This window comes from Luteitalea sp. TBR-22 (assembly GCF_016865485.1).
Classification (GTDB): Bacteria; Acidobacteriota; Vicinamibacteria; order Vicinamibacterales; family Vicinamibacteraceae; genus Luteitalea.
Map to the genome: position 1 here is coordinate 6,043,198 of NZ_AP024452.1, position 23,185 is coordinate 6,066,382.

Here is a 23,185-nt window from a genome sequence, read left to right on the forward strand (position 1 = left end):
CAAGAGGCCCGTCATGTCGCCGTAGAAGAAATCCCCTCGTACGACGCGACGCGCTCGCGGAAGGCTTCCGGAATCGGCGCGGGGCGCTGGGTCGCGTAGTCGAAGAAGACCTGGGCGGACGTCCCCGTCGCGACCACCTGCTCGCCCCTCAGCACTTCGTACGCCGCCCAGAAGCTGGTCTTGCGCAGTTCGGTGACCGCGGCGCGAATCGTCAGGATGTCGCCGGGATAGGCCTGGCCCTTGAAGTCGACGCTGGAATGGACGATCGCCATGCCCGTGAAGGGCACGTCGGGCACCACCGCCTTCCAGTAGTCGATGCGCGCCTCCTCGAAGAACGTGAGGTAGCTCGCGTTGTTGACGTGGCCGAAGGCGTCGCAATCGCCCCAGCGGACGCGCAACGTGGTGGCGAACCGGAACGTCGGCCCGCTCACGCCGGTGCCACCTCGCTCATCACCAGCGTGCGCGCCTGTTCCATCTGGTGACGATACGCCTGCCAGCCGGAGAAGTTGTTGAAGCGCGTGGCATCCGGCGCGGCCATGGCGACGTGCTCGAACGGCGACCAGTGGCCGGCGTCGAGCAGTCGCTGGTGCAGCTGCTTGTCGGCATCGATGTCGCGCGTGCCGACGTGAGTGAGGTAGCTCACCCGCGCGCACCGCGCCACCGACACCTGCTTCTGCTCCTCGATCGACAGGTCGCGGTCGTCGAGGCCGACGAACGGCAGGTGCCACTCGCCGGGCCGGCGGGACACGGGCGACGAGGCGGTGAAGGCCTCGCGCATCAGGTCGGCGAGCCGCTTGATCTCCGGCTGCGCGTCTGGATGGCAGCGCAGCGTGAAGAAGTTGTCGTACGTGGTCGACGACACGATCACGCTGGCCCACATCCACGGCTCGAGCAGGCGGTTGACGATCTGCTTGTGCACGCCGGTGGCACGCAGCTGCTCGGCGTGGGCGAGCGCGGCGTCGCGGGCCCGCAGCCATTCGGCCTCGGCGGCCGCGGCGCCGGATGCATCGAGCACCTCGCGCGCCTGCATGCCCGACTGGTTGCGGCCCCACTCCACCGGGATCACCGGGTCGTCCACCAGTTGCTGCATCAGCCTGGCGGTGGGGATGGCGCGCGAGCTCGAGGCGTTGCGCGAGAACATCCGGTGCGTGTTGAACTCGGGCAGCACGAACCGCGGGAAGCGCAGCACGAAGGTCGTGAGGCGCTGCCCGGCCGGGTTGATGCTGTCGAGCAGCACCTCGGCGTGATAGGCCACGGCTACGCGTCCTCCTCGTCGTGGTCGCCGCGGTGGTAGCGCGAGAACTCCTCGAGGTAGGTCAGCGTGTCGAACTTCGCCATGCGGTCGAAGAACAGCACGCCGTCGAGGTGATCGGCCTCGTGCTGGACGACGCGGGCCTGGAAGTTGCGCAGTTCCATCTGGAACGGCTTGCCCTTCCGGTCGAGCGCGTCGATGCGCACGTGCGTGTAGCGGGGCACCTTGCCGCGGATGTCGGGGATGCTGAGGCAGCCCTCCCAGTCCTCCGCCCTGGCCTCCGACAACGGCGTGATCACCGGGTTCACGAACGGCAGCACCCGCATCTTGCCCGCCCCATCGTCGATGCCGGCGACGAACAGGCGGATGCCCTCGTGCACCTGCGGCGCCGCCAGGCCGATGCCCTCGTACTCGAGCATCGTGTCCATCATGTCGTCGATGAACTTCTGCATGACCGCGGCCCGCACCTCGGCCGGATCGAGCGCGCGTGCGCGGCTGCGCAGCACCGGATGGCCCATGCGGGCGACTTTGAGGATGGACATGAAGAACGGCTGCAGGCTACGGGCTACAGGCTGCCTGATGGCCGGCCGCCGACCCGAAGGCCGACGGCCCAATGACGAGGCCGATGTGCGTCAGGCGATCGTGACGTTCGGATCCAGGTACACGTCCTGGATCTGGTTGAGCAGCTTGACGCCGTCAGCGAACGGGCGCTGGAAGGCGCGGCGACCGAGAATGAGGCCCATGCCGCCGGCGCGCTTGTTGATCACCGCGGTCCGGACCGATTCGGCGAAGTCGTTGGCGGTGCTGGCCCCGCCGGAGTTGATCAGGCCGATGCGGCCCATGTAGCAGTTGGCGAGCTGGTAGCGCGTCATCTCGATCGGGTGGTCGCCCGGCGTGAGCTCGCTGTAGACGCGCTTGTCGGTCTTGCCGTGCTTGGTGGCCAGGTAGCCGCCGTTGTTCTCAGGCATCTTCTGCTTGATGATGTCGGCCTCGATCGTCACGCCGAGGTGGTTGGCCTGGCCCGTGAGGTCGGCCGACACGTGGTAGTCCTTCTCGGCGGTCTTGAAGGCGCTGTTGCGCGTGTAGCACCAGAGCACCGTCAGCATGCCGAGCTCGTGGGCGCGCGCGAAGGCGGCGCTCACTTCCTGGATCTGGCGGGTCGACTCCTCGGAGCCGAAGTACACCGTCGCGCCGACGGCGATGGCGCCCATCTCGAAGGCCTGCTCCACCGTCGCGAACATCACCTGGTCGTACCGGTTGGGGTAGCTCAGGAACTCGTTATGGTTGAGCTTCACCATGAACGGGATCTTGTGCGCCCACTTGCGCGCCACGGCACCGAGCACGCCCAGCGTCGAGGTGACGCAGTTGCAGCCGCCCTCGTAGGCCAGCTTCACGATGTTCTCGGGATCGAAGTAGATGGGGTTGCCCGCGAAGCTGGCGCCCGCCGAGTGCTCGATGCCCTGGTCGACCGGGAAGATGGACACGTAGCCCGTGCCGGCGAGGCGGCCCGAGTTGAGGATCTGCGCGTAGTTGCGCAGCACGCTCGGCGAGCGGTCGGTGTGCGCGAAGACGCGGTCGATGTAGTCCGGACCCGGCAGGTGGAGCGTGTCCTTCGGGAAGCCCTTGGCCGTGTAGGTGAGGAGGGCTTCGGCGTCGGCGCCCAGCAGCGCCTGGATCTCGGACGTGGTGATGGTCGTGGCGGTCATGAATGGTCCTGGGACGGAAGATCGGGCTCGCCCTGAGCGGTGTCGAGGGCAGACGGAGCCCCGGGGAATTGTATCGCGCGGGGCGCTCAGGCGACCGCCGCGGCCGCCTTATGACCGGAAAGCACCGCGCCTTCGATCGTCGCCGGCAGGCCGGTGTCGGTCCAGTCGCCCGCCAGCAACAGGCCCTGGACGGGGGTGCCAGGCCCGGATCGGGGCGGCTGCCCAGCCGCGAGCGAGAACGTGGCGTTGGGCTCCCGCACCGGCAGGATGCGCTGCACCCGGGCCTGTCGAAGGCTGGGAATGGCGTCGGTGGCCTCTCGCAGCGCCAGCGCCCCGAGCTCCTCGTTGGATTGCCGCAGCACCTCGTCGGCGCCGCTGGCCACCAGCGTGATGTGCGAGGCAGCCTCGCCGAACGCCCAGCGCTTGTCGAACATCCAGTGGAACGTCCGCTCCGGCAGTCCCACGAACGGCGCCGGCAGCGCCCCGCGCTCCAGCCACAGGTTCACCGACACGATCGACGAGGACTCGCGGAGGGCCTCGCGCGCCAGCAGCTCGGCCATCGGGCCCTGCTCGCTGCCTCGCAGCACCCCCGACAAGCCGAACCACGGCACCGCGAGGATCACGGTGCGCGCGCGGATCGAGGTGCCCCGGGTGTCCACGTACGCGACCCGGTCGCCGGCGAGGACGACGCGCGACAGCGAGTCGAGGCGGACCTGCCCGCCCCGCGCCTCGAGGTAGGCCCTGGCCGGCTCGCCGAAGACCTCGTGAAGGGGCCGGGCCGGCACGCCGAGCGCCGCGTCGAAGGGGTCGTCGCTGAAGATCTGGCCGAGGATCCGCACGAAGGGCGCCGCCTCGGCCTGCTGGATCGACTGGTTCAGGGCGGCAATCGCCAGCGGCTCCCAGAGCAGGGCCACCAGCCGGGGCGTCTGCCGGTAGCGGGCCAGCCACGCCGCGACCGTCTCGCCGGGCAGGACCGGTGGAGCCGCGCCATGGGTGATGGCCCGCCTGGCCGCCTGCAGGCCGCCCATGATGCGGGTGGCCGCCAGCCGGTCGCCCCAGCCGAGTGCCTTCCAGCGCAACAGCCCGCCCGCGAGGTGGTACGGCGGCCGCCAGTCCGGGCAGGCCAGCGTGGACACCCGGCCGTCCCGGTCGACGCAGGTGAAGGCCAGTTGCGGCTGGAACTGCACCGCGTCGGACGCGCCGACGCGCGCCAGGTACTTCCGCGTCTCGTGGTAGCAGCCCATCAGGACGTGCTGGCCGTTGTCGACCCACTCGCCGGACTCGCGGTCCTGGAACGCGGTGGCGCGGCCGCCGAGTCGTCCACGCGCCTCGAGCACCAGCACCCGCGCGCCGCGATCGGCCAGGGCGCAGGCTGCGGCCAGGCCGGCACAGCCCGCCCCGATCACGATCACGTCGGGAGAGGTCATTTCGCGATGCGCAGGGTTCCCGGCGAGGTCGAGGCGACCATCGTCCTCATCCAGGTGGCGACGGCGAGCCGGGCCTTGTGGAGCCTGGGGACGCGGACGCGCTCGGTGAACACGTCGAAGTCGCGCGCCGCGATGCGCTCGAGGAGGTCGCGGTAGATGGCGCCCATGATGCGGGCCGCCACCAGTCGCCGGGCGTCCTCGGGCGGCAGCGCGGCGTCGGCGCGGGCGAACTGCTCGCGCGCCCGGAGTGCCTGCCGCTCCAGCAGCGCGGCGACGGCGGGCGTGAGCGTCCCGGCGCGCAGGTCGTCCTCGGTCACCCCGTGCGCGCGCAGTTCGTCCAGCGGGATGTACAACCGTCCTCGGGCCAGGTCGCCCGGGACGTCCCGCAGGATGTTGGTCAGCTGGAGGGCCAGGCCGAGTTCCTCGGCGTACTGGCGCGTGCCGGGGTTCTCGTACCCGAAGATCTCGATGCAGACGAGCCCGACCGTGGACGCGACGCGGTAGCAGTAGGCGCGCAGGTCGCAGAAGGTCGCAAAACGGGTCGGTTCGAGGTCCATCGCGCAGCCCTCGATGAGCTGCTCGAACGCCAGGCGAGGAACCGGGAAGCGTGCGATCACGGGCAGCAGGGCGCGGCCCTGCGGGGTCTGGGGCGCGCCGCCCTCGAAGCAGGCGGCCACCTCGTCGCGCCACCGCATGAGTCCTGCCCGACGCTCCTCCAGTGGGCGCTCCTCGTGCTCGTCCACCTCATCGTCGACGGCGCGACAGAAGTCCCACACGGCCGTGATGGCCGCGCGGCGGTCCTTCGAGAGGGCCAGGAACGAGTAGGCGAAGTTGGTGTCGCGACCCACGGTGGCGGCACCAATTCTAGTCGGCCTTGGGCCGTGGGCCATGGGCCGTCGATCAAGGGACGAGCAACGAGGGACGCGTCACACGGGTGGCGAGGGACGCGGGACGCGGTTGGGGACAAGGGACGAGGATCGCGACGTCACCAGAGGACGGCGCCCGCCAGAATCCGGATCATGTCGACCTTCGTGAGCACCGGGCGGGCGTGGAGCGAGCTTCGGCGGGCCTCCAGGGTGCGACGCAAGACCGTGGTGCCGCCCAGCCACGTGACGCGCAGCTCGTACCGGAGACGGCCGCGCACGGCGTCGCACACCGGCCGGCCCTCGTCGAACAACGCCTGCGTGCGCGCGCCCAATTCGGTAATCACCTGCTGCCATGGCGGGTCGGCGCGATCGGCGTCGAGCGCGCCGGTCGTCGCGCCGTGCGTCGCCATCAGGTCGAGCGGCACGTACAGCCGGTTGCGCTCCCGCCAGTCCTGCCCGAGGTCCTGCCAGAAGTTCGCCAACTGGAGCGCCGTGCACACGGCGTCGGATCGCAGGGCCGTCGCCTCGTCGTGCACGCCGGCGATGCCGAGCACGAGTCGTCCCACCGGGTTGGCCGACCGCCGGCAGTAGTCGAGCACCTCGGGCCAGTTGGCATAACGCGCCCTGGTCACGTCCTGCGCGAAGGCCGACAGCAGGTCGTCCAGCAACTGTGGGTCCAACCGGCAGCGTTCGATGGTGTCCTGCGTGGCGAGGAACGTCGCGCGCACGTCGTCTGCCGCGACGTGGCCGACCGCCGGGGCCATCGCGGCTCCGGCCGGGCCGGCCCGACGCAGCGACAGCCACGTGTCGATCCAGGCGAGCCGCTGCTCCGGGGTGGCGCTCCCCTCGTCGGCGAAGTCGTCGGCGGCCCGCGCAAAGGCGTAGACCGCCGCCACGTGCGGCCGCATCGCCGCCGGCAGGAGCCGCGACGCCACCGGGAAGTTCTCGTAGTGCCCCGCCGCCACCGCCTGGCAGCGCGCGTAGGCGTCGGGGATGGTCACGGACAGATACTAGCGGCCTTCGTCATCGGGCCTTCGTACGAGCCGTCGGCCATCGGCAGAATGCTCTCTGAGCCTCGAGGCCTTGGGCCAAGGCCTTGGGCCTTGGGCCTTGGGTCTTGGGCCCTGAGCCCTGAGCCCTGAGCCTTGAGCCTTGAGCCTTGAGCCCCTGCCCTGAGCCCTGAGCCTTGTTACACTGCCGATCCGTGCCACGCAAGACCGGGCCGCTGCTCCCGCTGCCCGATTCCAACGCCCGCCGACGGTTCCGCACGACGCTGCTCTCCTGGTATCGCGCCCAGGGGCGCGACCTGCCATGGCGACGCACGCGCGACCCGTACCACATCCTCGTTTCCGAGATCATGCTGCAGCAGACGCAGGTCGACCGCGTGCTGCCCAAGTACGAGGAGTGGCTGACCAAGTACCCGACCTTCGAGGCGCTCGCCGCGGCGGCGGAAGAGGACGTGGTGCAGACGTGGCGTCCCCTCGGCTACAACATCCGGCCGCGCCGCCTGCAGTCCATCGCCCGCGAGGCCGTGACCAGCTACGGCGGCCAGTTGCCGTCGGACGAGGCGACGCTCCTGTCGTTCAAGGGGATCGGCGCGTACACGGCCGGCGCCGTCATGAGCTTCGCGTTCGGCAAGCGTGCCGCCATCCTCGACACCAACGTCGCGCGCGTGCTGTTCCGCGTGTTCGTCGGCGAGGGTGAGCCGAAGTCGCACGCAATGCAGAAGCACCTGTGGGAACTGTCGCGAGCCGTGCTCCCCCACAAGCACGTCTTCGACTTCAACCAGGCCCTGATGGATTTCGGCGCCACCGTGTGCACGGCACGCAAGCCGCAGTGCCTGTACTGCCCGATGAAGCGTTCCTGCGCCTTCCGCACCGGCGGGTCGACGTAAACGTCGGCGCCCACGAATCGGAGGGCGTTCTCCCCAGGTTCGTAGCCGCCGACCTTCAGGTCGGCGGTCAGTGATCCTCGCGGCACGAACGGGGCAGCTCCCCTCGGAGGGGCATCGCTCCCAAGGCGCGACGGCTACGCCCCTGCTCCCATCACGCGCGGGCCAATCCACTTGTAGTAGGCGTAGAACGCCGGTCCGATGAGCGCGTAGGCCACTCCCGCTGCGCCGGACGCCCACGGCAGCGGGCCGAGGCCGGCGATGGTCATGGAAAGCAGGCCGATCGCGACGTGGACGAAGCAGGCACCCAGGTGCAGGCGCAGGCCAGTCATGTCGACATCCGGCGACGGGTCGCGCCGGAAGCACGCGAGGGCGCGCCAGTGCAGGGCCGCCATCAGCAGGAACACCGATACGAACCCCGCGCCGTACATCACCATCAGGCGCGGCACCTCGTGTCCCGCGACTCCCGCCGGCCGGCCGCCGAACAGCGCCCCGCCCGGCCCGATGAGCATCGTCATCAGGAACTTCAGCGGGTACACGTAGAAGAGCACGACGAAGAGCAGCAGCCCGTTGATCCAGATGGTCGCGCCGTCGTGGACGCCGTAGCGCCGGAAGAAGTTGTGGTGCTCCTGCCAGATCATCAGCAGGATGGCGAACGATGCCGCAAAGGCCGGCAGCGCCCGGACGCTCGCCATCATGTCGGCGTACGTGCGCGGCACCTCGAGCGACACGACGAGCAGCGTCAGCGCGAAACCGAAGACCGCGTCGCTGAACGCCTCGATGCGGGCGACGTCACGGGAAACGGGCATGGACAGCACACCTTTCGGGCACCGGAGGGCAGCGTGTAGCCGTCGGCCCTGGCCGACGGTCAGTGATGCCTCGCGCGACGGTTACGATCTCGTCTCGCCCGTCAACAGTGCCACGAGGTCGGCGTCGGCCTCAGGCAGCGGCAGCGCGGCAAGCTGCTGTCGGGGCACCCAGCGCATGTCCTGACCGAGCTGCGGCACGGGCTCCTCCAGCAGCGTGGCCGTGAAGAAATGCAGCTCGACGATCACTTCCGGGTACGCGTGGCGCGTGACGAGCAGCACGGGGCCCACCGCCACCTCGCAGCCGAGTTCCTCGCGAATCTCGCGCACGAGCGACTGCTCCAGCGACTCGCCTGGTTCCTGCTTGCCTCCGGGGAACTCCCACGTACCCGCGAGGTGGCTGCCCGAGGCACGACGGGTGAGCAGGAAGGCTCCCTCGCGCTCGATCACGGCCGCGCTCACGACGATGTGTCGCATCAGGGCAGGGCCCGCACGACGGCCTCGTGCGCCCCGATCCGCACCGTGGTGCCCGGCTCGAAGGCGTCGCGGTGCACCATGGCGATGCCGAGCAGGCCGCCGCGCGCCGGCGACCAGCACACGCTGCTCACGTTGCCCACTGCCTTCTGGCCGAGGTAGACCGCCTCGCCAGGATGCCAGCCCGACGAGTCCTGCGCGTGCGGCGCGTGCTCGACCCAGACCAGTCGGCGCGCGACGCGGCCCTGGCCGCGGTGCAGGATGCGGATCACCACCTCCTGCCCGACGTAGCAGCCCTTGTCGAAGCTGATGGCGCGCGACTCGATGCCTGCCTCGAGCGGGATCGTGTCGCCGTCCATGTCGACACCGAAGCGCGGGCGCCCGGCCTCGATGCGCGCCGTCTCCAGGGTGCGCTCGCCGGCCTGCGGGACGCGCGCCTGCAGCAGCGTCCGCCAGATCGCCAGGTCCTGGCGCGGGGCGTAGAGGTCGAAGGCCGGCACGCCGAACTCGCGCGAGGCCGCCACGAACGCGCCTGGCACGGCCAGCGGCAGCGACGCATGCTCGGGCAGGCCATTGAGCGTCGAGAGCGCGATGCCGGTGCACGCCGAGGCCGACGCCGCCGACGTCGGGCCGACCACCGTGAGGCAGCCGAGCGCCTCCGTGAGGTCGACTACCGTCACGTCCTCCATGATGACGAACTGATCGAGTCGACTGAGCAGCGATGCACGCACCGTCGACGCGCACTCGAGGACGAATGCCTCGCCGCGGTGGAAGACCCGGAGGTCGGCGATCATGCGGCCCTGCGGCGTGAGGTATGCCGCGTAGGCGCCCTGCCCTGCCTGCAGCGAGGCGACGTCCTGCGTGAGCAGTCCCTGCAGCCAGGTGGCGGCATCGGGCCCGCGCACCTCGAGGCGCGCGTCGCGCGTGCTGCGGTCGGTCCAGATCGCGTCCCCGTGCAGGGCGCGGTACTCGTCGTCGAAGGTCGAGGCCATGGGCGGACTGTTATCCTGAGCGAATGGGCGCAGTGCTTCGCCATTGTACGTGCCTCCTCTTCGCGATCCTGGTCGGCTGGCAGGCGTCGCCGGCGGTCGCGCAGCAGGCCACCGAGGACTGGACCGCGTCGTACCGCATCGTGGTGCAGGGGCGCAACGTCGGCTCCGAGCAGGTCACCGTCGTCCGCGACGCCGAGGGCCTGGCCATCAGGTCGTCCGGCGGCATCGCCGGTGGCGGCTACGTGTTGCGCCGGGCCGAGATGGTCTATGGCCCCACCGGCGCGCCGATACGGCTGCGGACCGAAGCGCGGCTGAAGGACCAGCCGCTGATCGTCGACACCACCGTCGCCGACGGCAAGGCGACCAACCGGGTCACCCAGGGCGAGACCGCCAGCGAGGTGACGCATCCGATTGCCGCCGACGCGATCTTCCTGCCCAACAACGTCTTCGCCGCGGCGCAGGGCCTGGCCTACCGGGTCAACGCGCTGCAGGCCGGCGCGAAGGTCGCCCTGTACGTGGCGCCGCAGGCCCAGGTCATGGGCACGCTGTCGGGGGTGACCGACGAGCGCATGCAGACGGCCTCCGGCATGCACGAGCTGCGACGGCACGTCATCGACATCGACAACGCAGGGACGCCCATGGTCCTGCTGCTGTGGGCCGAGAAGGCCACCGGCAGGATGGTCCGGTACTCGATCACGGCCGCCGGCGTCGACGTCGTGCGCGAGGACCTCACCAGCGTGTTCACGCGCGAGGTCAAGGAGTTCCGCGAGAACGACCAGGCGCTGCTGATCCCGGCGCTCGGCTTCAACATCGGCGCGACGATCTCGCGGCCGGCCGGCAGGGTGGCGCCCGGCAAGAAGGACAAGAACGTCGAGAAGCTTCCCGTCGTGGTGCTGGTCGGCGGCTCGGGCAACGTCGATCGCGACACCATCGCCTACGGCATCCCGGTGATGGGCCAGCTCGCGGGCCAGCTCGCCGACGCGGGGTTCCTCGTCGTCCGCTACGACAAGCGCGGCGTCGGCCAGAGCGGCGGCCGCGCCGAGTCGGCGACGCTCTCCGACTACGCCGACGACGTGATCAGCGTGGTGAAGTGGCTGCGCGAGCAGAAGGACGTCGACGACCGGCGCATCGCCGTCGTCGGCCACAGCGAGGGCGGCGCGGTCGCGCTGCTCGCCGCGTCGCGCGCCGACGACATCAAGGCCATCGTGACGATCGCCGCACCCGGGGTGAAGGGCAACGAGCTGGTGCTCGAGCAGCAGCGCACGGCCCTCGAGGGCCTCAAGCTCGCCGACGACGAGAAGCAGCGCCGCGTCGACCTGCAGAAGCAGGTGATGAACGCCGTGATCACCGGCCAGGGGTGGGACGGCGTGCCCGAGGCCGTGCGCAAGCAGGCCGACACGCCGTGGTTCAGGAGCTTCCTGTTGTGGGACCCGGCGCCGGTGATGAGGAAGGTGGACGAACCGCTGCTCATCCTGCACGGCGCCCTCGACAGGCAGGTGCCGCTGCAGAACGCCGAGGTACTCAACGGCCTGGCGCTGCATCGCAAGAAGGGCACCACCACGATGGTGATGGTGCCCGGCATCAACCACCTGCTCGTGCCCGCGAAGACGGGCGAGGTGGCCGAGTACGGCAGCCTGCAGGGCGCGAAGGTGAGTCCCGAGGTCGCCAGGCAGATCGTCGAGTGGCTGAAGCAGGTGCCGGCTCGCTGACGCCGGCTCCCGCTATTCGTACCTGAGCGCCTCGATCGGGTCGAGCCGCGACGCGCGCAGCGCCGGCAGCAGGCCGGCGATGATGCCGACCACCATCAGGATCGCCGTGCAGATGCCCAGCAGCTCCAGCGAGAGCACCAGGTGGATGTCGGTGCGGCGCGAGAGGTCGTCGAGCAGCTCGGCGAGGAACGGCCGCGGGCTGAAGATCCAGACCATCAGCCACGAGGCGGCCACGCCTGCGGCCCCGCCGAGGAACGTGATGATGAACGCCTCGACGAGGAACTGCAGGAGGATCTCCCGGCGGCGGGCGCCGAGCGCCTTGCGGATGCCGATCTCGCGCGTGCGCTCGGTGACCGACACGAACATGATGTTCATGATGCCGACGCCGCCGATGGCCAGCGTCAGCACCCCGATGAACGTCAGCACGACCTTCAGCCCGTCGGTCATGCCGCTGATCATCCCGATGTTCTCGACCGAGTCCTGGATGCTCACGGCGCGCTCGTCGGCCGGCTCGAACCGGTACTTCTTCCCGAGCACCTCGCGCACCTGACGCAGCGCCCGCTCCTGCTGCAGCGGGTTGGTCGTCTGCACGACGATGGTCGACACGTAGGTCGTGTCCTGCAGCTCGCCCATCGTGGTCCAGGGGATGAAGGCGCAGTACTTGTCCGGCTGGAAGTAGGAGGACATCTGCACCTTGTCCTCCATCACGCCGACCACCTCGAACGGACGGCTGCCGATCCGCACGGTCTGCCCGACGGCAGGCTGGGCGCCGAACAGCTTGCGCGCGACCTCGTAGCCGAGGAACACGACCCGCCGCCGCTCGGCCACGTCGTCGTCGGTGAGGAACCGGCCCTGGCCGCGCGCCGGGCGCTCGCTGCGCATCGTGCCGTAGGAGGTCGCCACGCCGCGGACGCCGAAGGTCGACGACGTGTCGCCGTAGGTGATCGTGAGGCGGTTGAAATACTCCGGGCTCGCGAACTTGATCGTCGGCAGTTCGGCGAGCGCGGTGACGTCCTCCGGCTTGAGTCGGATGCGGCGGCCGGCGCGCTGCCCGCCGGCCTGCATGCTCGTCTGCCCGCCGAAGATCACGGCCACGCCGTCGCCGAAGGCGTTGCGGAACCCCACCATCAGGGCGCCGTGGAAGCCATTGCCGTAGGCGAGCAGCATCACCACCGACACGATGCCCCACGAGATGCCGAGCATCGACAGGCCGGCCCGCAACCGGTTGCGCGACACGCCGTAGACGGCCTCGCGGACGACCTCGCGCAGCATGTGCAGGGTGCGCGGCGCGCCACGCCGGCGACGCGCGACCGGCATCGGCAGCGAGGTCTCGAGCGCGGCAGCTTCTGGTGGAGTCATGGAAGATTCTCGACGGGAGTCGGGAGTGGGGAGTCGGGAGTCGGGAGTCGGGAGTGGGGAGTCGGGAGTCGGGAGTCGGAAACGCGTGTGGCAGGTCGTGGCGATGTCGTTCGGCGATTCCCGACTCCCGATTCCCGTTTCCCGGTGCTGTTTCTACATCTCGTACCTGAGCGCCTCGGTCGGCGGCAGTTGCGCGGCGCGGCGGGCCGGCAACGTGGACGACACCACGGCGATCAGCAGCAATGCGCCGAAGGCCATCAGTGCGTTGGGCCAGGTGATGATCATCCCGGCGAAGCGGATCGGCAGGGTGGCCAGCGCGTTGACCGCGAGGCACAGCCCGACGCCCACGATCATGCCGAGGCCGCCGCTGATCAGCGTCAGGAAGAAGCCCTCGAGGAAGAACTGCCGCTGGATGGTCGCCGTCGTCGCGCCCAGCGCCTTGCGCACGCCGATCTCGCGCGTCCGGTCCTTCACCGCGATGAGCATGATGTTCATCACGCCGATGCCGCCGAGGGCGAGGGTGACCAGGCCGACGACGCGGAAGAACGACGACATCGCCGAGATCATCCGGCCGAAGAACATCGTCTGCAGCGAGGTGTCCCACACGTTGATCGCGTCGCGGTCGTCGGGATTGAAGGCCTTACGGCGCGCCAGGATGCCGCGAATCTCCCGCTCGAGCGGCCAGTCGATGTCCTCGACCCGCCCGGTGCGCGCGTCGAGCACCTCGGTCAGTCCGTCGATCACGTGCTGGCGCGGCATCACCAGCATCTGGCTCAGGCTGCCCGCCGGCGCGTCGGGGCGCGGCAGGAACTTCTGCATCACCGCGAACGGGACGAAGATCTTGTTGTTGTCGGGGCCGCTGTAGCTGCTGTCCTGGTCCTTGCGGCGGATGCGCCCGACGATGGTGAAGGGCGTGCCGTTGATCAGCACCTGCTCGCCGACGGGATCGCGCTCGCCGAACAGCTGCTTGCACATCTCCCAGCCGATCACCGCCACCTGGCTCGAGTTCTCCTCGTCGCTCCAGTTCAGCTGCCGACCGCGATCCACCTCGATGGTCCGCATGAACATGTAGGGCGGCTCGACGCCGTGCACGGTCACCGCCGCCTCGTTGTACGCGCTCTTGACCTTGGTGCCCCGCTGGATCTCCGGGCTGACCATGTTCACGAGCCGACCCTGTGCCTTGATGGCCCGCGCGTCGTCGACCGTCAGCGTGACGAGCCGGCCGGCGCGCTCGCCACCGGCCTGCATCGTGGTGCGCGAGCCCCACACGATGCTCATGTTGCGGCCGAACTCGCGCAGCACCGCGTCGTTGCCGCGCCGGAAGCCCTCACCGAGCGCCGACAGCACGACGATCGAGACGATCCCCCACATGATGCCGAACATCGTGAGGAAGCTCCGGAGCTTGTTGGCCCGGAGGTTGTCGATGGCCTGGATGAACGACTCGCGCATGCCCGTGCGTCCCTGATGCCTGCTCGTCCCGATCCGCGTTCCGCGACCGCGATCCGCCTACGACGGCAGGATGACCTTGTCGCCCTTCTTCACGCCCTCGAGGATCTGGGCGCGCGTGCCGTTGCTGATGCCCACCTTCACGGGCACGGTGCGACGGCCGGTCGGCTGGTTGGGATCGAACAGGTCCACCGACGCCTTGCGCTCCGCGTCGTAGGCGATCGCCGCCTCCGGCACGATCAGGGCGTTCGGGCGCTGCTCGAGGATGATCTCGGCGTTGGCCGTCATGTTGGCCTTGAGCTCGTTGCCCGGGTTGTCGATCGAGACCTTCACCTCGAAGGTGGTGACGTTGTCCTTCTCGGCGCCCATCGGCGAGATCAGCGTCACCTTGCCGTCGAACTTGCGGTCCTTGAAGGTCTCGACGCTGATGCGCGCGGCCTGCTCGTAGCGCACCTGGCCGATGTCGGCCTCGTCCACCTTGCCGCGGACGAACACTTCCTTGATGTCGCCGAGGGTCATCACCAGCGTCGCGGCGGCGCCCATGTTGAGGATCGAGGACACCGGGCTGCCCACCTCGAGGTCGCGCGTCAGGACCATGCCGGCGATCGGCGCGCGGATGGTCGCGTTGCGGAGCTCCTCCTCGGCGCGCTCGAGGTTGGCACGGGCCTGCGCCACCTGCGCGGCCGCCTCCGACACCTTGGCCGACGACACGACGAGCTGGCCCCTGGCGATCTTCTGCCGGTTCACCGCCTGCTCGTAGGCGCTCTGGGCCGAATCGAGCTCCGACTGGGGCACGAGCTTCTGCGCGGAGAGATCCTCGGCACGGCGCGCCGCGCGACGCGCGAACTCGACGTCGGGCCCCTCGGCCTCGACCTTGTTCTTCTCGAGCTGGGCGCGGGCCGCCTGCAGCGCCGCCTCGGCCGCCTGGACGTTCGCACTGGCCTCGCGCACGCGGGCCAGCAGGTTCTCCTTGTCGAGCTCGGCCAGCACGTCGCCCGCCTTCACGACGTCCCCGACGTCGACGTGGAGGCGCTCGATGATCCCGTTGGCCTTCGACTTGATCTCGACCTTGGCGATCGGCTCGACCTTCCCGGTCGCGACCACCGACCGCACCATCGTGTCCTGCTCGACGGTGGCCAGGCGCGACGGCTCGAAGGTGGCCTGCGCCGGGGTCATGGAGGACCACGCGTACAGCCCGCCGCCGACCAGGAGCCCCGCTCCGGCGAGCAGGCCCAGGCGCTTGTTCATCTTCGTCATCATCAGGACTCTCCGGATGGGCCACCCGGCCCGGTATGCGTGAACGGAGACTTGGACGGAGCCGGGAGGGGCAGAGTTCATCCACCTCCCCGCTCTCGCGACGGGCGCCGACTCCGGCAAACGGCGCCGAACACACCTTCCCCACACCCATCACAACGGGAGCGCACCGCGGTCGTTAACAGGGCGAGGGCCAGCGCTCGCGCCGGCCCGGACGGCACGCGCGTGTCAGCGTCGGCCTACACGAGAAGAACGAGACGGGGCGGCCCGAAGGGTGCACGCGCCGCCAGGCGACGGAGTACAGGGGCCGGCACCCCGCCAGCGCGCTGCTCCGGCGCCGTCCGGAGGAGTACAATCCCGGGCCATGGTCATCGGGATTCCGCGCGAACTGGTACCCGGCGAAGACCGGGTTGCCCTCGTCCCTGGCAGCGTGCCCGCCCTCGTCAAGTCGGGTGCGCAGGTGATCGTCGAGCAAGGGGCCGGCGTGCGCGCCGGATGCCCCGACGAGGCCTACGTCGCCGCCGGCGCGACGCTCGGCTCCCGCGACGAGGTGTTTGCGAAGGCCGACGTGGTGCTGCAGGTGCGCACCGGCGCCGCCGCCGGGTCGCACGGCAGTAGCGACGTGGCCCGGCTCGGCGCGAAGCACACCGTGATCGCGTTCGCCGATCCGCTCGGCGCGCCCGATGCGGCCAAGGCACTCGCCGGCACCGGCGCGACGGTGATCTCGATGGAGCTCATCCCGCGCATCACGCGCGCCCAGAGCATGGACGCGCTGTCGTCGATGGCCAACATCGCCGGCTACAAGGCCGTGTTGCTCGCCGCCAACACGCTGCCCCGCATGTTCCCGATGATGATGACCGCCGCCGGCACCGTGAACCCGGCCAGGTGCTTCGTCATCGGCGCCGGCGTCGCCGGCCTGCAGGCCATCGCCACCGCCAAGCGCCTCGGCGCCAAGATCGAGGCCTACGACGTCCGCGCCGCCGTCAAGGAGCAGATCGAGAGCCTCGGCGCCAAGTTCGTGGAACTGCCGCTCGACACCGCGGCCGCCGAGGGACAGGGCGGCTACGCAGCGGCCCAGGACGAGTCGTTCTACCGTCGCCAGCGCGAGACGATGGCCAAGGTGGTCGCGCACAGCGACGTCGTGATCACCACCGCGGCCATCCCCGGCAAGAAGTCACCCGTGCTGATCACGGCCGACATGGTCGCGACCATGACGCCGGGCTCGGTCATCGTCGACCTGGCCGCCGAGCGCGGCGGCAACTGCGAGCTGACCAGGGCCGACGAGACGGTGGTGACCGCCAACGGCGTCATCATCCACGGCCCCACCAACCTGCCGGCGACCGTGCCCTTCCACGCCAGCCAGCTGTACGCCAAGAACCTCACGACGCTGCTGGCGCACCTGCGCAACAAGCAGGGCGACCTGGTCATCGACCCGCTCGACGAGATCACGCGGGAAGTGCTGGTCACCCACAAGGGCGAGGTCGTGGCACCGCGCCTGCGCGAGGCGCTGGGACTGGCGCCGCTGCCAGCGGCGGAGCCCGCGGCCAGCCCGGCGTAGAATTTCCCCCGACACGATGTGGATTCTGCGAACGGTCCAGGGGCATGAGCCCGCCCTCACCTTCCGGCTCATGCCCGGGACCATCAAGACCCTTGGCCGGGCCGTCCGCGCCGACTTCATCGTCGACGCGGCCATGGTGTCCCGCCTGCACTGCCGCCTGACCGCCCAGCCCACGGGCCAGCTCGAGGTGGAGGACCTGCAGAGCACCAACGGCACGTTCGTGAACGGCCGGCGCGTCCACAAGGCGACGCTGCTGCCCGGCGACACCCTGCGCGTCGGGCGCGTCGACCTGGTGCTGGTGCATGCCCCGCTCAACCAGGTGGAGACCACGCTCGAAGTCGGCTCGTAATTTCAGATTTCAAATTGCCTGCGTCAGGAACTCCTGCGCCAGCCATGCCGGATGGCGTCCAGGACGACCGACGCGATGATCACGCCCCCGGTGACGATGCGCTTGGCGGGCTCCGACGCCCCGACCTGGGCCAGGCCGGCCTGCAGCACGACGATGACGAGGACGCCGAGGAAGCTGGCGACCACCGACCCTCGGCCGCCGCGCAGGCTGGTGCCGCCGATGACCACGGCGGCGATCGCTGACAGTTCGAGCCCGACGCCGGCGTTCGGGTCGGCCGACTCGAGGTAGGCCACATGGAACGCGCCGCCGAGGCCGGCCAGGGCGCCCGACAGCGTGAAGACCGCCACCTCCACCGGCGCCGCCGCGATCCCCGACAGGCGCACCGCTTCACGGTTGGTGCCGATCGCCACCAGATAACGGCCGAACACCGTGCGCGTGAGCACCAACTGGCCGGCGATGACCAGCCCCACGGCGACCAGGAACGCGGGCGACAACCCGAGCCAGGGCAGCGGGGCACCGATGGCGTCCAGGCCAGCGCCGACGAAGACCGACCGGGAGTCGGTGACCAGGTAGGCGCCGCCCCGCGCGATCTCCAGCATCCCCAGCGTGACGATGAACGACGGCAGTGCCCAGCGGACGGTCACGAGCCCGTTCACGAGGCCAGCCAGCGCACCGATGCCGCCACAGGCGAGCAGGGCCAGCGGCAGGGGCCAGTGCCAACCGGCCAGCGCCACACCGAGGATCGCCGCCGTCAGTGCCATGACCGCGCCCACGGAGAGATCGATGCCGCCGGCCACCAGCACCAGGGTCATGCCGACGGTGGTCACCGTGAGCGCCGGCACCTGGTTGGCGAGCGTGGTGAAGGTCAGGCGGGTGAAGAAGTGCTCGCTCGCCGCGCTGAACAACGCGACGAGCAGCAGCACGACCAGGACGAGCGCGGCATACTCGCCGGCCAGGCCACGGGCGAGACGACCGCCCAGGGACGCGTCGGTCATGACTGGCGCTCCGGCGCGAATGCAGCCTGCATCAGGACGTCCTCGCTCCAGTCGGCACGCGCGAACCTCCCGGTGACACGACCGGCAGACAGCACGACGATGCGATCACAGAGGGCCATCAGCTCCTCGAGTTCGCTCGACACGACCACCAGCGCGGTGCCGCGCGCGGCGAGCTCGCGGAGTTGCCGGTGAATGGCGTGCTTGGCGCCGACGTCGATGCCGCGGGTAGGCTCGTCGACCAGCAGCACGGCGCAGTCGCGCAACAGCCAGCGGGCCAGCACCGTCTTCTGCTGGTTGCCGCCGCTCAGGGTGCCGGCCACCTGCTCGAGGCCGGATCGGCGCACGTCCAGCCGCGTCGCCAGCGCCGAGGCCGCCTGCGTCTCTCGGCTGGCGTCGATCCACGTGCGACCGCGCGAGACCCGCGCCATGGACGCCAGCGTGATGTTGGCTCGTACCGGTTGCGTGAGCAGGAGGGCTTGCGTGCGGCGATCCTCCGGCAGCAGGCCGATCCCGGCCCTGACCGCGTCGGCCGGGCTCCGCAGGTGCAGCGGCGGCCCGTCCCCGAGACAGACGTGCCCGGCATCGGGCAGGTCGGCGCCGAAGATCAGCCGCAGCGTCTCGGTGCGGCCGGCACCGACGAGGCCTGACAAGCCGACGATCTCGCCGATCCCGACCTCGAAACTGACGTCGCGCACGACGTGACCGCGCGACAGGCCGTGCACGCGCAGCGCGATGCCACGGCTGGCGTCGCAGGTGGACGGCGCGCCGGTCGGCAACGCCTCCGTCAGGCTCCTGGCGGTCGCGGGGCCGACGGTGAGACCGAGCAGCACGTCGTGGTCGAACGAGGCTGCCGCGCGCGTGTCGACGACACGGCCGTCACGCAGGACGGTCACGCGATCGGCGATGCGACGGATCTCATCGGTTCGATGCGTGATGTAGAGGATGCCGAGGCCCTGTTCGCGAAGGCGTCGGATGTGCCCGAACAGCCGCTCGACCTCCGCCGCACTGAGGGCCGCCGTCGGCTCGTCGAGCACGAGCACACGGCACTCGCGCGTCAGCGCCGCGGCGATCTCCACGAGCTGCTGCTGCCCGATGCCCAGGCGGTGGACCGGCGTGAGGGGATCGAGGTCGCCGAGCCCGACGGCGTTCAGGGCGCGGACGGCGTGTGTGCGCAACGCGGCGCGATCGATGATGCCGAAGCGATGCGGGAGCCGCGCCAGGAACAGGTTCTCGGCCACGCTCAACGACGCGACGAGATTCAGTTCCTGCAGCACGACCTGCACGCCCGCGGTGTCCGCGGCGCGGCGAGACGACGGCGCGTACGGCACACCCGCGAGGGTCATGGTGCCCGCGTCGGCGGGCGTCAGGCCGCACACGATGCGCACGAGCGTCGACTTGCCGGCGCCGTTGGCGCCCATGAGCGCATGCACCTCACCAGCCCGCACCTCGAGATCGGCGTCGACGAGCACCGGGGCGGCATAGGCCTTCGAGAGGCCGCGGATGGTGAGCACGAAGTGGTCGACTACCGTGGCGCGGATGACTGGGCCGGCTGTCCGGGTCCGGGCTGACGCGTGACGACATCGACCGGCGTCTGGTGGTCGTCGGGCGGGGCCTGCTTCCGCAGGATCTGCAACGCCGTCTCGATCCCGAACACGGCGAGCTGATCGCCGTGCTGATCCGCCGTGGCGAGCACCCGGCCGTCGTCCAGCAGTTGGCGGACTGCCGCGATGTTGTCGAACCCCACGACCTGCACCTCGCCGGTGCGCCCCGCCTGACGGACGGCGGCGGCCGCGCCGAGCGCCATGCTGTCGTTGCTCGCGAGCAGGGCCTTCAGGTCGGGGTACTCGCGCAGCAGCGCCGCCGACAGCGCGTTGGCCTTGTCCTGTTCCCAGGCGGCGCTCTGCACCGAGACGACGCGCATGCCTGCCGTCGCCATCGCGTCCTCGAAGCCGAGCCGGCGCTGCTGGGCGTTGAACGCCGTCGGGATGCCCTCGAGGATGGCCACGGCGGCACCCCTGGGCAGTGCCGCCGCGAGCACCGCGCCCACCGCGCGCGCTCCGGCACGATTGTCGGGGCCGACGAACGGCACGCGCAGCCCGGCCGCCTTCAGTGTCTCCGCGTCCAGCTTGTTGTCGATGTTGACGACGATGACGCCCTGCTGCTGGGCTCTCCGGAGCACCGGTACGAGCGCCCGCGAGTCGGCCGGGGCGATGACGATGGCGCTGACGCGCTGGGCGAGCATCTGCTCGACCAGGGCGACCTGCTGCGAGATGTCGCTCTCGTTGCCGATCCCGTTGACGACCAGGTCGTAGTCCGATGCGTGCGCCTCGTGATGCTTGCGGGCACCGTCGGCCATCGTGACGAAGAACTCGTTGGCCAGCGACTTCATCACGAGCGCGATGCGCGGGCGTCCGGGTGTCGGCGCCGGCGTCGCCGACGGCCCGTCACCGCCTGAGGGTGCGCCACATCCCGCGACAGCCAGGCACGCCAGGGCGGCGAGCCACCGGAACCTGCGGATCATGGCGGCCATGATGCCGTGGGCAATTTGAAATTGGAAATTTGAAATTCATCGGCGGCCGGCCTGTCGGGCGCCCCCCGTGCCGACCTGAAGGTCGGCACCTACGTCCTTCACGTCGTAGGCGTCGACCTTCAGGTCGACGCGGTGCGCCCTTCGAGAATCCCGAATCTCAGATGGCCTGCGTCAGGAACGGGTTGGTCCGACGCTCCTGCCCGATCGTCGTCGTCGGCCCATGGCCGGGGTAGACGATCGCCTCGTCGCCCAGCGGGAACAGCACCTCGCGAATCGACCGCAGCAGCGTCTCGAGGTCGCCGCCCGGCAGGTCGGTGCGACCGATCGAGCCGGCAAACAGCGTGTCGCCCACGAAGAGCCGGTCGGCAGGGCCGTCGCCCACCCCGACCTGCAGGCACACCTGGCCCGGGCTGTGGCCCGGCGTGTGGAGGGCGCGGAGCCGGCAGTGCCCGAACGTCCACTCGGGCTGCTGGTCGAACCACGCGTCGATCGGCGGCTGCGGCCGCATCCTGAACCCGAAGGCCACGCCCTGCTGCACGGCACGCTCGTACAGGAACAGGTCGTCGTGGTGCAGCACGAGGGGCACATCCCACTCCGCCTTGGCCTCGTTGCACCCGGCGATGTGGTCGAGGTGCGAGTGCGTCAGCATGATGTAGCGCACCGACACGCCTGTTCGACGGACAATGGCGATCAACTCGTCGACCTCCGCGCCGGGGTCGATCACGATGGCCTCGCCGGTCATCGGGCAGGCCACGACGTAGCCGTTCTTCTCGAACGGCGGCACGGCACACGATTCGATCAGCATGTCGGTCTCATTCGAACACGTCCAGGCGGCGGCCCGCCGCATCGCCCCCTTCGTCCGCCGGACGCCGCTGCTGCGCGCCGAGGGCCTCTCGGCGGTAACCGGGCGCGAGGTGTGGCTCAAGCTCGAGACGCTGCAGCGCACGCGGGCGTTCAAGCGCCGCGGCGCCGTCAACGCGCTGCTGGCTCTCGAGGAGCGTGAGGGCGCGGTGCCGCCGCTGGTCACGGCCTCGGCCGGCAACCACGGCGTCGCCCTGTCGAGCATCGCACGGGAACGCGGCGCCCGGTTGACGATCTACGTCCCGAAGGACGCCCCTCGCGCCAAGCTCGATCGCCTGCGCGGCGAGGGCATCACGATTGTCGCCGACTGCGCCGACTACGACGAGGCAGAGGCGCGCGCCCTGGCGGCCAGCCACGCCGGCCACGGGCGGTTCATCTCGGCCTACGCGCATCCCGACGTGATCGCGGGCGCGGGCACCATCGCCCTCGAAGTACTCGAGGATCTGCCGTCCACCGGCGCGATCGTCGTGCCCACCGGTGGCGGCGGTCTGCTCTCCGGAGTGGCCATCGGCGCCGACTTCAGGGTGCCGGCGATTGGCGTGGAGCCGGAAGTCAATCCGGCGTTCACCAGCGCCCTCGCCGCGGGTCACACGACCACGATCACCCCCGGGACCTCATTGGCGGACGGTCTGCTCGGCAACCTGGAGCCCGGTGCCCTGACCTTCGACCTCGTCAAGGACCTCGATGTGCCGGTCAGGCTGGTGCCCGAGACGTTCCTCGTGGACGGCGTGCGGGCGCTGTTCGTCCACGAGCGACTGGTCGCCGAGGGCGCCGGTGGCATCGCCGTCGGCGCCCTCCTGGCCGGTGCGCTCGACGCGTGGCCGGACCCGCTCGTGCTGCTGGTGACCGGCGCCAACATCGACGCGCCGACCTTCGCGCGGGTCGTGGGCCAAGGGTGATGCCGGGGCGGCGAGGTGGACCAACGGGCTGTTCGTTGGGGTGGACGGTGACGTTGAAGGGATCAGCTCCCAGTCAGAGCGTCTGCACCCAACTTCTTCACCGGAGGAGTCTCCATGTACAGCTCCCGTCGTGGTGTGTTGTCCCTTGCCCTGGCCGCCCTGGGCATACTCTCGATGCCGACCACGTCAGCCGCGCAGGCCGTGCATCGCCCGATCGCCGACTTCATCGGCCCCAACCTGGCCGCGCCGAGCGTCATCTGGACCGAGCCGGGCAACCCGAACTACGCGGTCATCGACTACTTCGGGCGACTGGCCACCAACCAGGGGCTGAACTTCGGCTCCACCTACGACGGACAGGTCGTCGAACGCGCCCTCCCGGACGGGACGGCGCTGGTCAGCGTCAGCCTGCGTGCCCGCAAAGTGCTGATGTACGCCGTCGACACGTCGCAGGCCAACGCGGTCGTGTTCGGGCACTCGGCGCCGCAGGTGAAGGCCGGCGCCAGGGCGACCCTCGGCGATGCCATGCTGACGCTGGAGTTCGTCAACACCGCACCGGGTGCGCCGCTGCCGTCCCTGTTCACCATCATCTTCGGCCCCAGCGTGCAAAAGGTGCTGCTCGTCGCCAACGCCAAGGGGACCTTCAATGCGGCGTACGGGGTACCGGACGGCACGCCCGGGATGCTGCACGTGACCCAGCGCGGCATCTACGACGCACCCGGGTTCGATGGCAACCCGTCACAGGACAACGTGTTCCCGGCCGAGAGCATCAACCTGACCGTTCTCGGCAAGAAGTAGCCCCGGGGGCCCCCCG

At 70.2% G+C, this 23,185-nt stretch carries 23 protein-coding genes; 6 read left to right on the top strand and 17 right to left on the bottom strand.

The window, feature by feature from the left end:
* Window positions 1–11 precede the first annotated feature (11 nt).
* The 7 genes from TBR22_RS24910 to hpnC form a co-directional block, all read right to left on the bottom strand.
* Complete coding sequence (locus TBR22_RS24910; protein WP_239490548.1) at window positions 12–431, bottom strand: thioesterase family protein; 420 nt, start codon at window positions 429–431, stop codon at window positions 12–14.
* Window positions 428–1,255, bottom strand: a complete 828-nt coding sequence (locus TBR22_RS24915; RefSeq protein ID WP_239490549.1) for an FAD-dependent thymidylate synthase — start codon at window positions 1,253–1,255, stop codon at window positions 428–430. The genes TBR22_RS24910 and TBR22_RS24915 overlap by 4 nt, the downstream gene beginning before the upstream one ends.
* A gap of 2 nt (window positions 1,256–1,257) precedes the next feature.
* Window positions 1,258–1,794, bottom strand: a complete 537-nt coding sequence (gene def, locus TBR22_RS24920; RefSeq protein WP_239490550.1) for a peptide deformylase — start codon at window positions 1,792–1,794, stop codon at window positions 1,258–1,260.
* 90 nt (window positions 1,795–1,884) lie between these two features.
* On the bottom strand, window positions 1,885–2,958 hold the full coding sequence (locus TBR22_RS24925; protein ID WP_239490551.1) for a class I fructose-bisphosphate aldolase: 1,074 nt from the start codon (window positions 2,956–2,958) through the stop codon (window positions 1,885–1,887).
* Window positions 2,959–3,044: 86 nt separating this feature from the next.
* Window positions 3,045–4,385, bottom strand: coding sequence for a hydroxysqualene dehydroxylase HpnE (gene hpnE, locus TBR22_RS24930; protein ID WP_239490552.1), 1,341 nt, complete (start codon window positions 4,383–4,385; stop codon window positions 3,045–3,047).
* On the bottom strand, window positions 4,382–5,233 hold the full coding sequence (gene hpnD, locus TBR22_RS24935) for a presqualene diphosphate synthase HpnD (RefSeq protein WP_239490553.1): 852 nt from the start codon (window positions 5,231–5,233) through the stop codon (window positions 4,382–4,384). Before hpnD ends, hpnE begins: the two co-directional genes overlap by 4 nt.
* 137 nt (window positions 5,234–5,370) lie before the next feature.
* The gene (hpnC, locus tag TBR22_RS24940; RefSeq protein WP_239490554.1) at window positions 5,371–6,252 is read right to left on the bottom strand and encodes a squalene synthase HpnC; all 882 of its coding nucleotides are present in this window, start codon (window positions 6,250–6,252) and stop codon (window positions 5,371–5,373) included.
* A 203-nt stretch (window positions 6,253–6,455) separates the two neighbouring features.
* Here hpnC and TBR22_RS24945 point away from each other — a divergent pair, with 203 nt between their 5' ends.
* Window positions 6,456–7,145 carry an A/G-specific adenine glycosylase gene (locus tag TBR22_RS24945; RefSeq protein ID WP_239490555.1) on the top strand — a complete coding sequence of 230 codons (690 nt, stop codon included), beginning with the start codon at window positions 6,456–6,458 and terminating at the stop codon, window positions 7,143–7,145.
* Between the two features lie 134 nt (window positions 7,146–7,279).
* Here the strand turns inward: TBR22_RS24945 and TBR22_RS24950 are convergent, their stop codons facing one another.
* The 3 genes from TBR22_RS24950 to TBR22_RS24960 all read right to left on the bottom strand — a co-directional run bounded on the left by TBR22_RS24950 (window position 7,280) and on the right by TBR22_RS24960 (window position 9,414).
* Window positions 7,280–7,951, bottom strand: coding sequence for a TMEM175 family protein (locus TBR22_RS24950; RefSeq protein WP_239490556.1), 672 nt, complete (start codon window positions 7,949–7,951; stop codon window positions 7,280–7,282).
* Window positions 7,952–8,032: 81 nt separating this feature from the next.
* Window positions 8,033–8,425: a (deoxy)nucleoside triphosphate pyrophosphohydrolase gene (locus TBR22_RS24955; protein ID WP_239490557.1), complete on the bottom strand. Its 393-nt coding sequence runs from the start codon at window positions 8,423–8,425 to the stop codon at window positions 8,033–8,035.
* Complete coding sequence (locus tag TBR22_RS24960; RefSeq protein ID WP_239490558.1) at window positions 8,425–9,414, bottom strand: folate-binding protein YgfZ; 990 nt, start codon at window positions 9,412–9,414, stop codon at window positions 8,425–8,427. The genes TBR22_RS24955 and TBR22_RS24960 overlap by 1 nt, the downstream gene beginning before the upstream one ends.
* A gap of 32 nt (window positions 9,415–9,446) precedes the next feature.
* Between TBR22_RS24960 and TBR22_RS24965 the strand changes: the two genes are divergently transcribed.
* Window positions 9,447–11,123 (top strand): S9 family peptidase, encoded by a 1,677-nt coding sequence (locus tag TBR22_RS24965; protein ID WP_239490559.1) that lies wholly within the window; start codon window positions 9,447–9,449, stop codon window positions 11,121–11,123.
* 12 nt (window positions 11,124–11,135) lie between these two features.
* On the opposite strand, the gene TBR22_RS24970 is transcribed toward TBR22_RS24965, so the two are convergent.
* The 3 genes from TBR22_RS24970 to TBR22_RS24980 form a co-directional block, all read right to left on the bottom strand.
* Window positions 11,136–12,482: an ABC transporter permease gene (locus TBR22_RS24970; RefSeq protein WP_239490560.1), complete on the bottom strand. Its 1,347-nt coding sequence runs from the start codon at window positions 12,480–12,482 to the stop codon at window positions 11,136–11,138.
* 153 nt (window positions 12,483–12,635) lie between these two features.
* On the bottom strand, window positions 12,636–13,931 hold the full coding sequence (locus TBR22_RS24975; protein ID WP_239490561.1) for an ABC transporter permease: 1,296 nt from the start codon (window positions 13,929–13,931) through the stop codon (window positions 12,636–12,638).
* Window positions 13,932–13,988: 57 nt separating this feature from the next.
* Complete coding sequence (locus tag TBR22_RS24980) at window positions 13,989–15,188, bottom strand: efflux RND transporter periplasmic adaptor subunit (protein WP_239490562.1); 1,200 nt, start codon at window positions 15,186–15,188, stop codon at window positions 13,989–13,991.
* A gap of 358 nt (window positions 15,189–15,546) precedes the next feature.
* On the opposite strand from TBR22_RS24980, the gene TBR22_RS24985 reads away from it, so the two are divergent.
* Both TBR22_RS24985 and TBR22_RS24990 read left to right on the top strand, forming a co-directional pair.
* Window positions 15,547–16,740, top strand: a complete 1,194-nt coding sequence (locus TBR22_RS24985) for a Re/Si-specific NAD(P)(+) transhydrogenase subunit alpha (protein WP_239490563.1) — start codon at window positions 15,547–15,549, stop codon at window positions 16,738–16,740.
* A gap of 70 nt (window positions 16,741–16,810) precedes the next feature.
* Window positions 16,811–17,089: an FHA domain-containing protein gene (locus TBR22_RS24990; RefSeq protein ID WP_239490564.1), complete on the top strand. Its 279-nt coding sequence runs from the start codon at window positions 16,811–16,813 to the stop codon at window positions 17,087–17,089.
* 23 nt (window positions 17,090–17,112) lie between these two features.
* Here the strand turns inward: TBR22_RS24990 and TBR22_RS24995 are convergent, their stop codons facing one another.
* From TBR22_RS24995 to TBR22_RS25010, 4 genes are all read right to left on the bottom strand, one after another.
* Entirely contained in the window at window positions 17,113–18,084 is a 972-nt protein-coding gene (locus tag TBR22_RS24995) for an ABC transporter permease (RefSeq protein ID WP_239490565.1), read from the bottom strand.
* Window positions 18,081–19,595 (bottom strand): sugar ABC transporter ATP-binding protein, encoded by a 1,515-nt coding sequence (locus TBR22_RS25000; protein WP_239490566.1) that lies wholly within the window; start codon window positions 19,593–19,595, stop codon window positions 18,081–18,083. The genes TBR22_RS24995 and TBR22_RS25000 overlap by 4 nt, the downstream gene beginning before the upstream one ends.
* An 11-nt stretch (window positions 19,596–19,606) precedes the next feature.
* A complete protein-coding gene (locus TBR22_RS25005; protein WP_239490567.1) occupies window positions 19,607–20,605 on the bottom strand; it encodes a sugar ABC transporter substrate-binding protein in 999 nt (332 codons plus the stop codon).
* 166 nt (window positions 20,606–20,771) lie between these two features.
* Window positions 20,772–21,419 (bottom strand): MBL fold metallo-hydrolase, encoded by a 648-nt coding sequence (locus TBR22_RS25010; protein ID WP_239490568.1) that lies wholly within the window; start codon window positions 21,417–21,419, stop codon window positions 20,772–20,774.
* Between TBR22_RS25010 and TBR22_RS25015 the strand changes: the two genes are divergently transcribed.
* Window positions 21,418–22,374, top strand: a complete 957-nt coding sequence (locus TBR22_RS25015; RefSeq protein WP_239490569.1) for a threonine/serine dehydratase — start codon at window positions 21,418–21,420, stop codon at window positions 22,372–22,374. The genes TBR22_RS25010 and TBR22_RS25015 overlap by 2 nt on opposite strands.
* 114 nt (window positions 22,375–22,488) lie before the next feature.
* Window positions 22,489–23,169 carry a hypothetical protein gene (locus TBR22_RS25020; protein WP_239490570.1) on the top strand — a complete coding sequence of 227 codons (681 nt, stop codon included), beginning with the start codon at window positions 22,489–22,491 and terminating at the stop codon, window positions 23,167–23,169.
* Window positions 23,170–23,185: the final 16 nt, after the last annotated feature.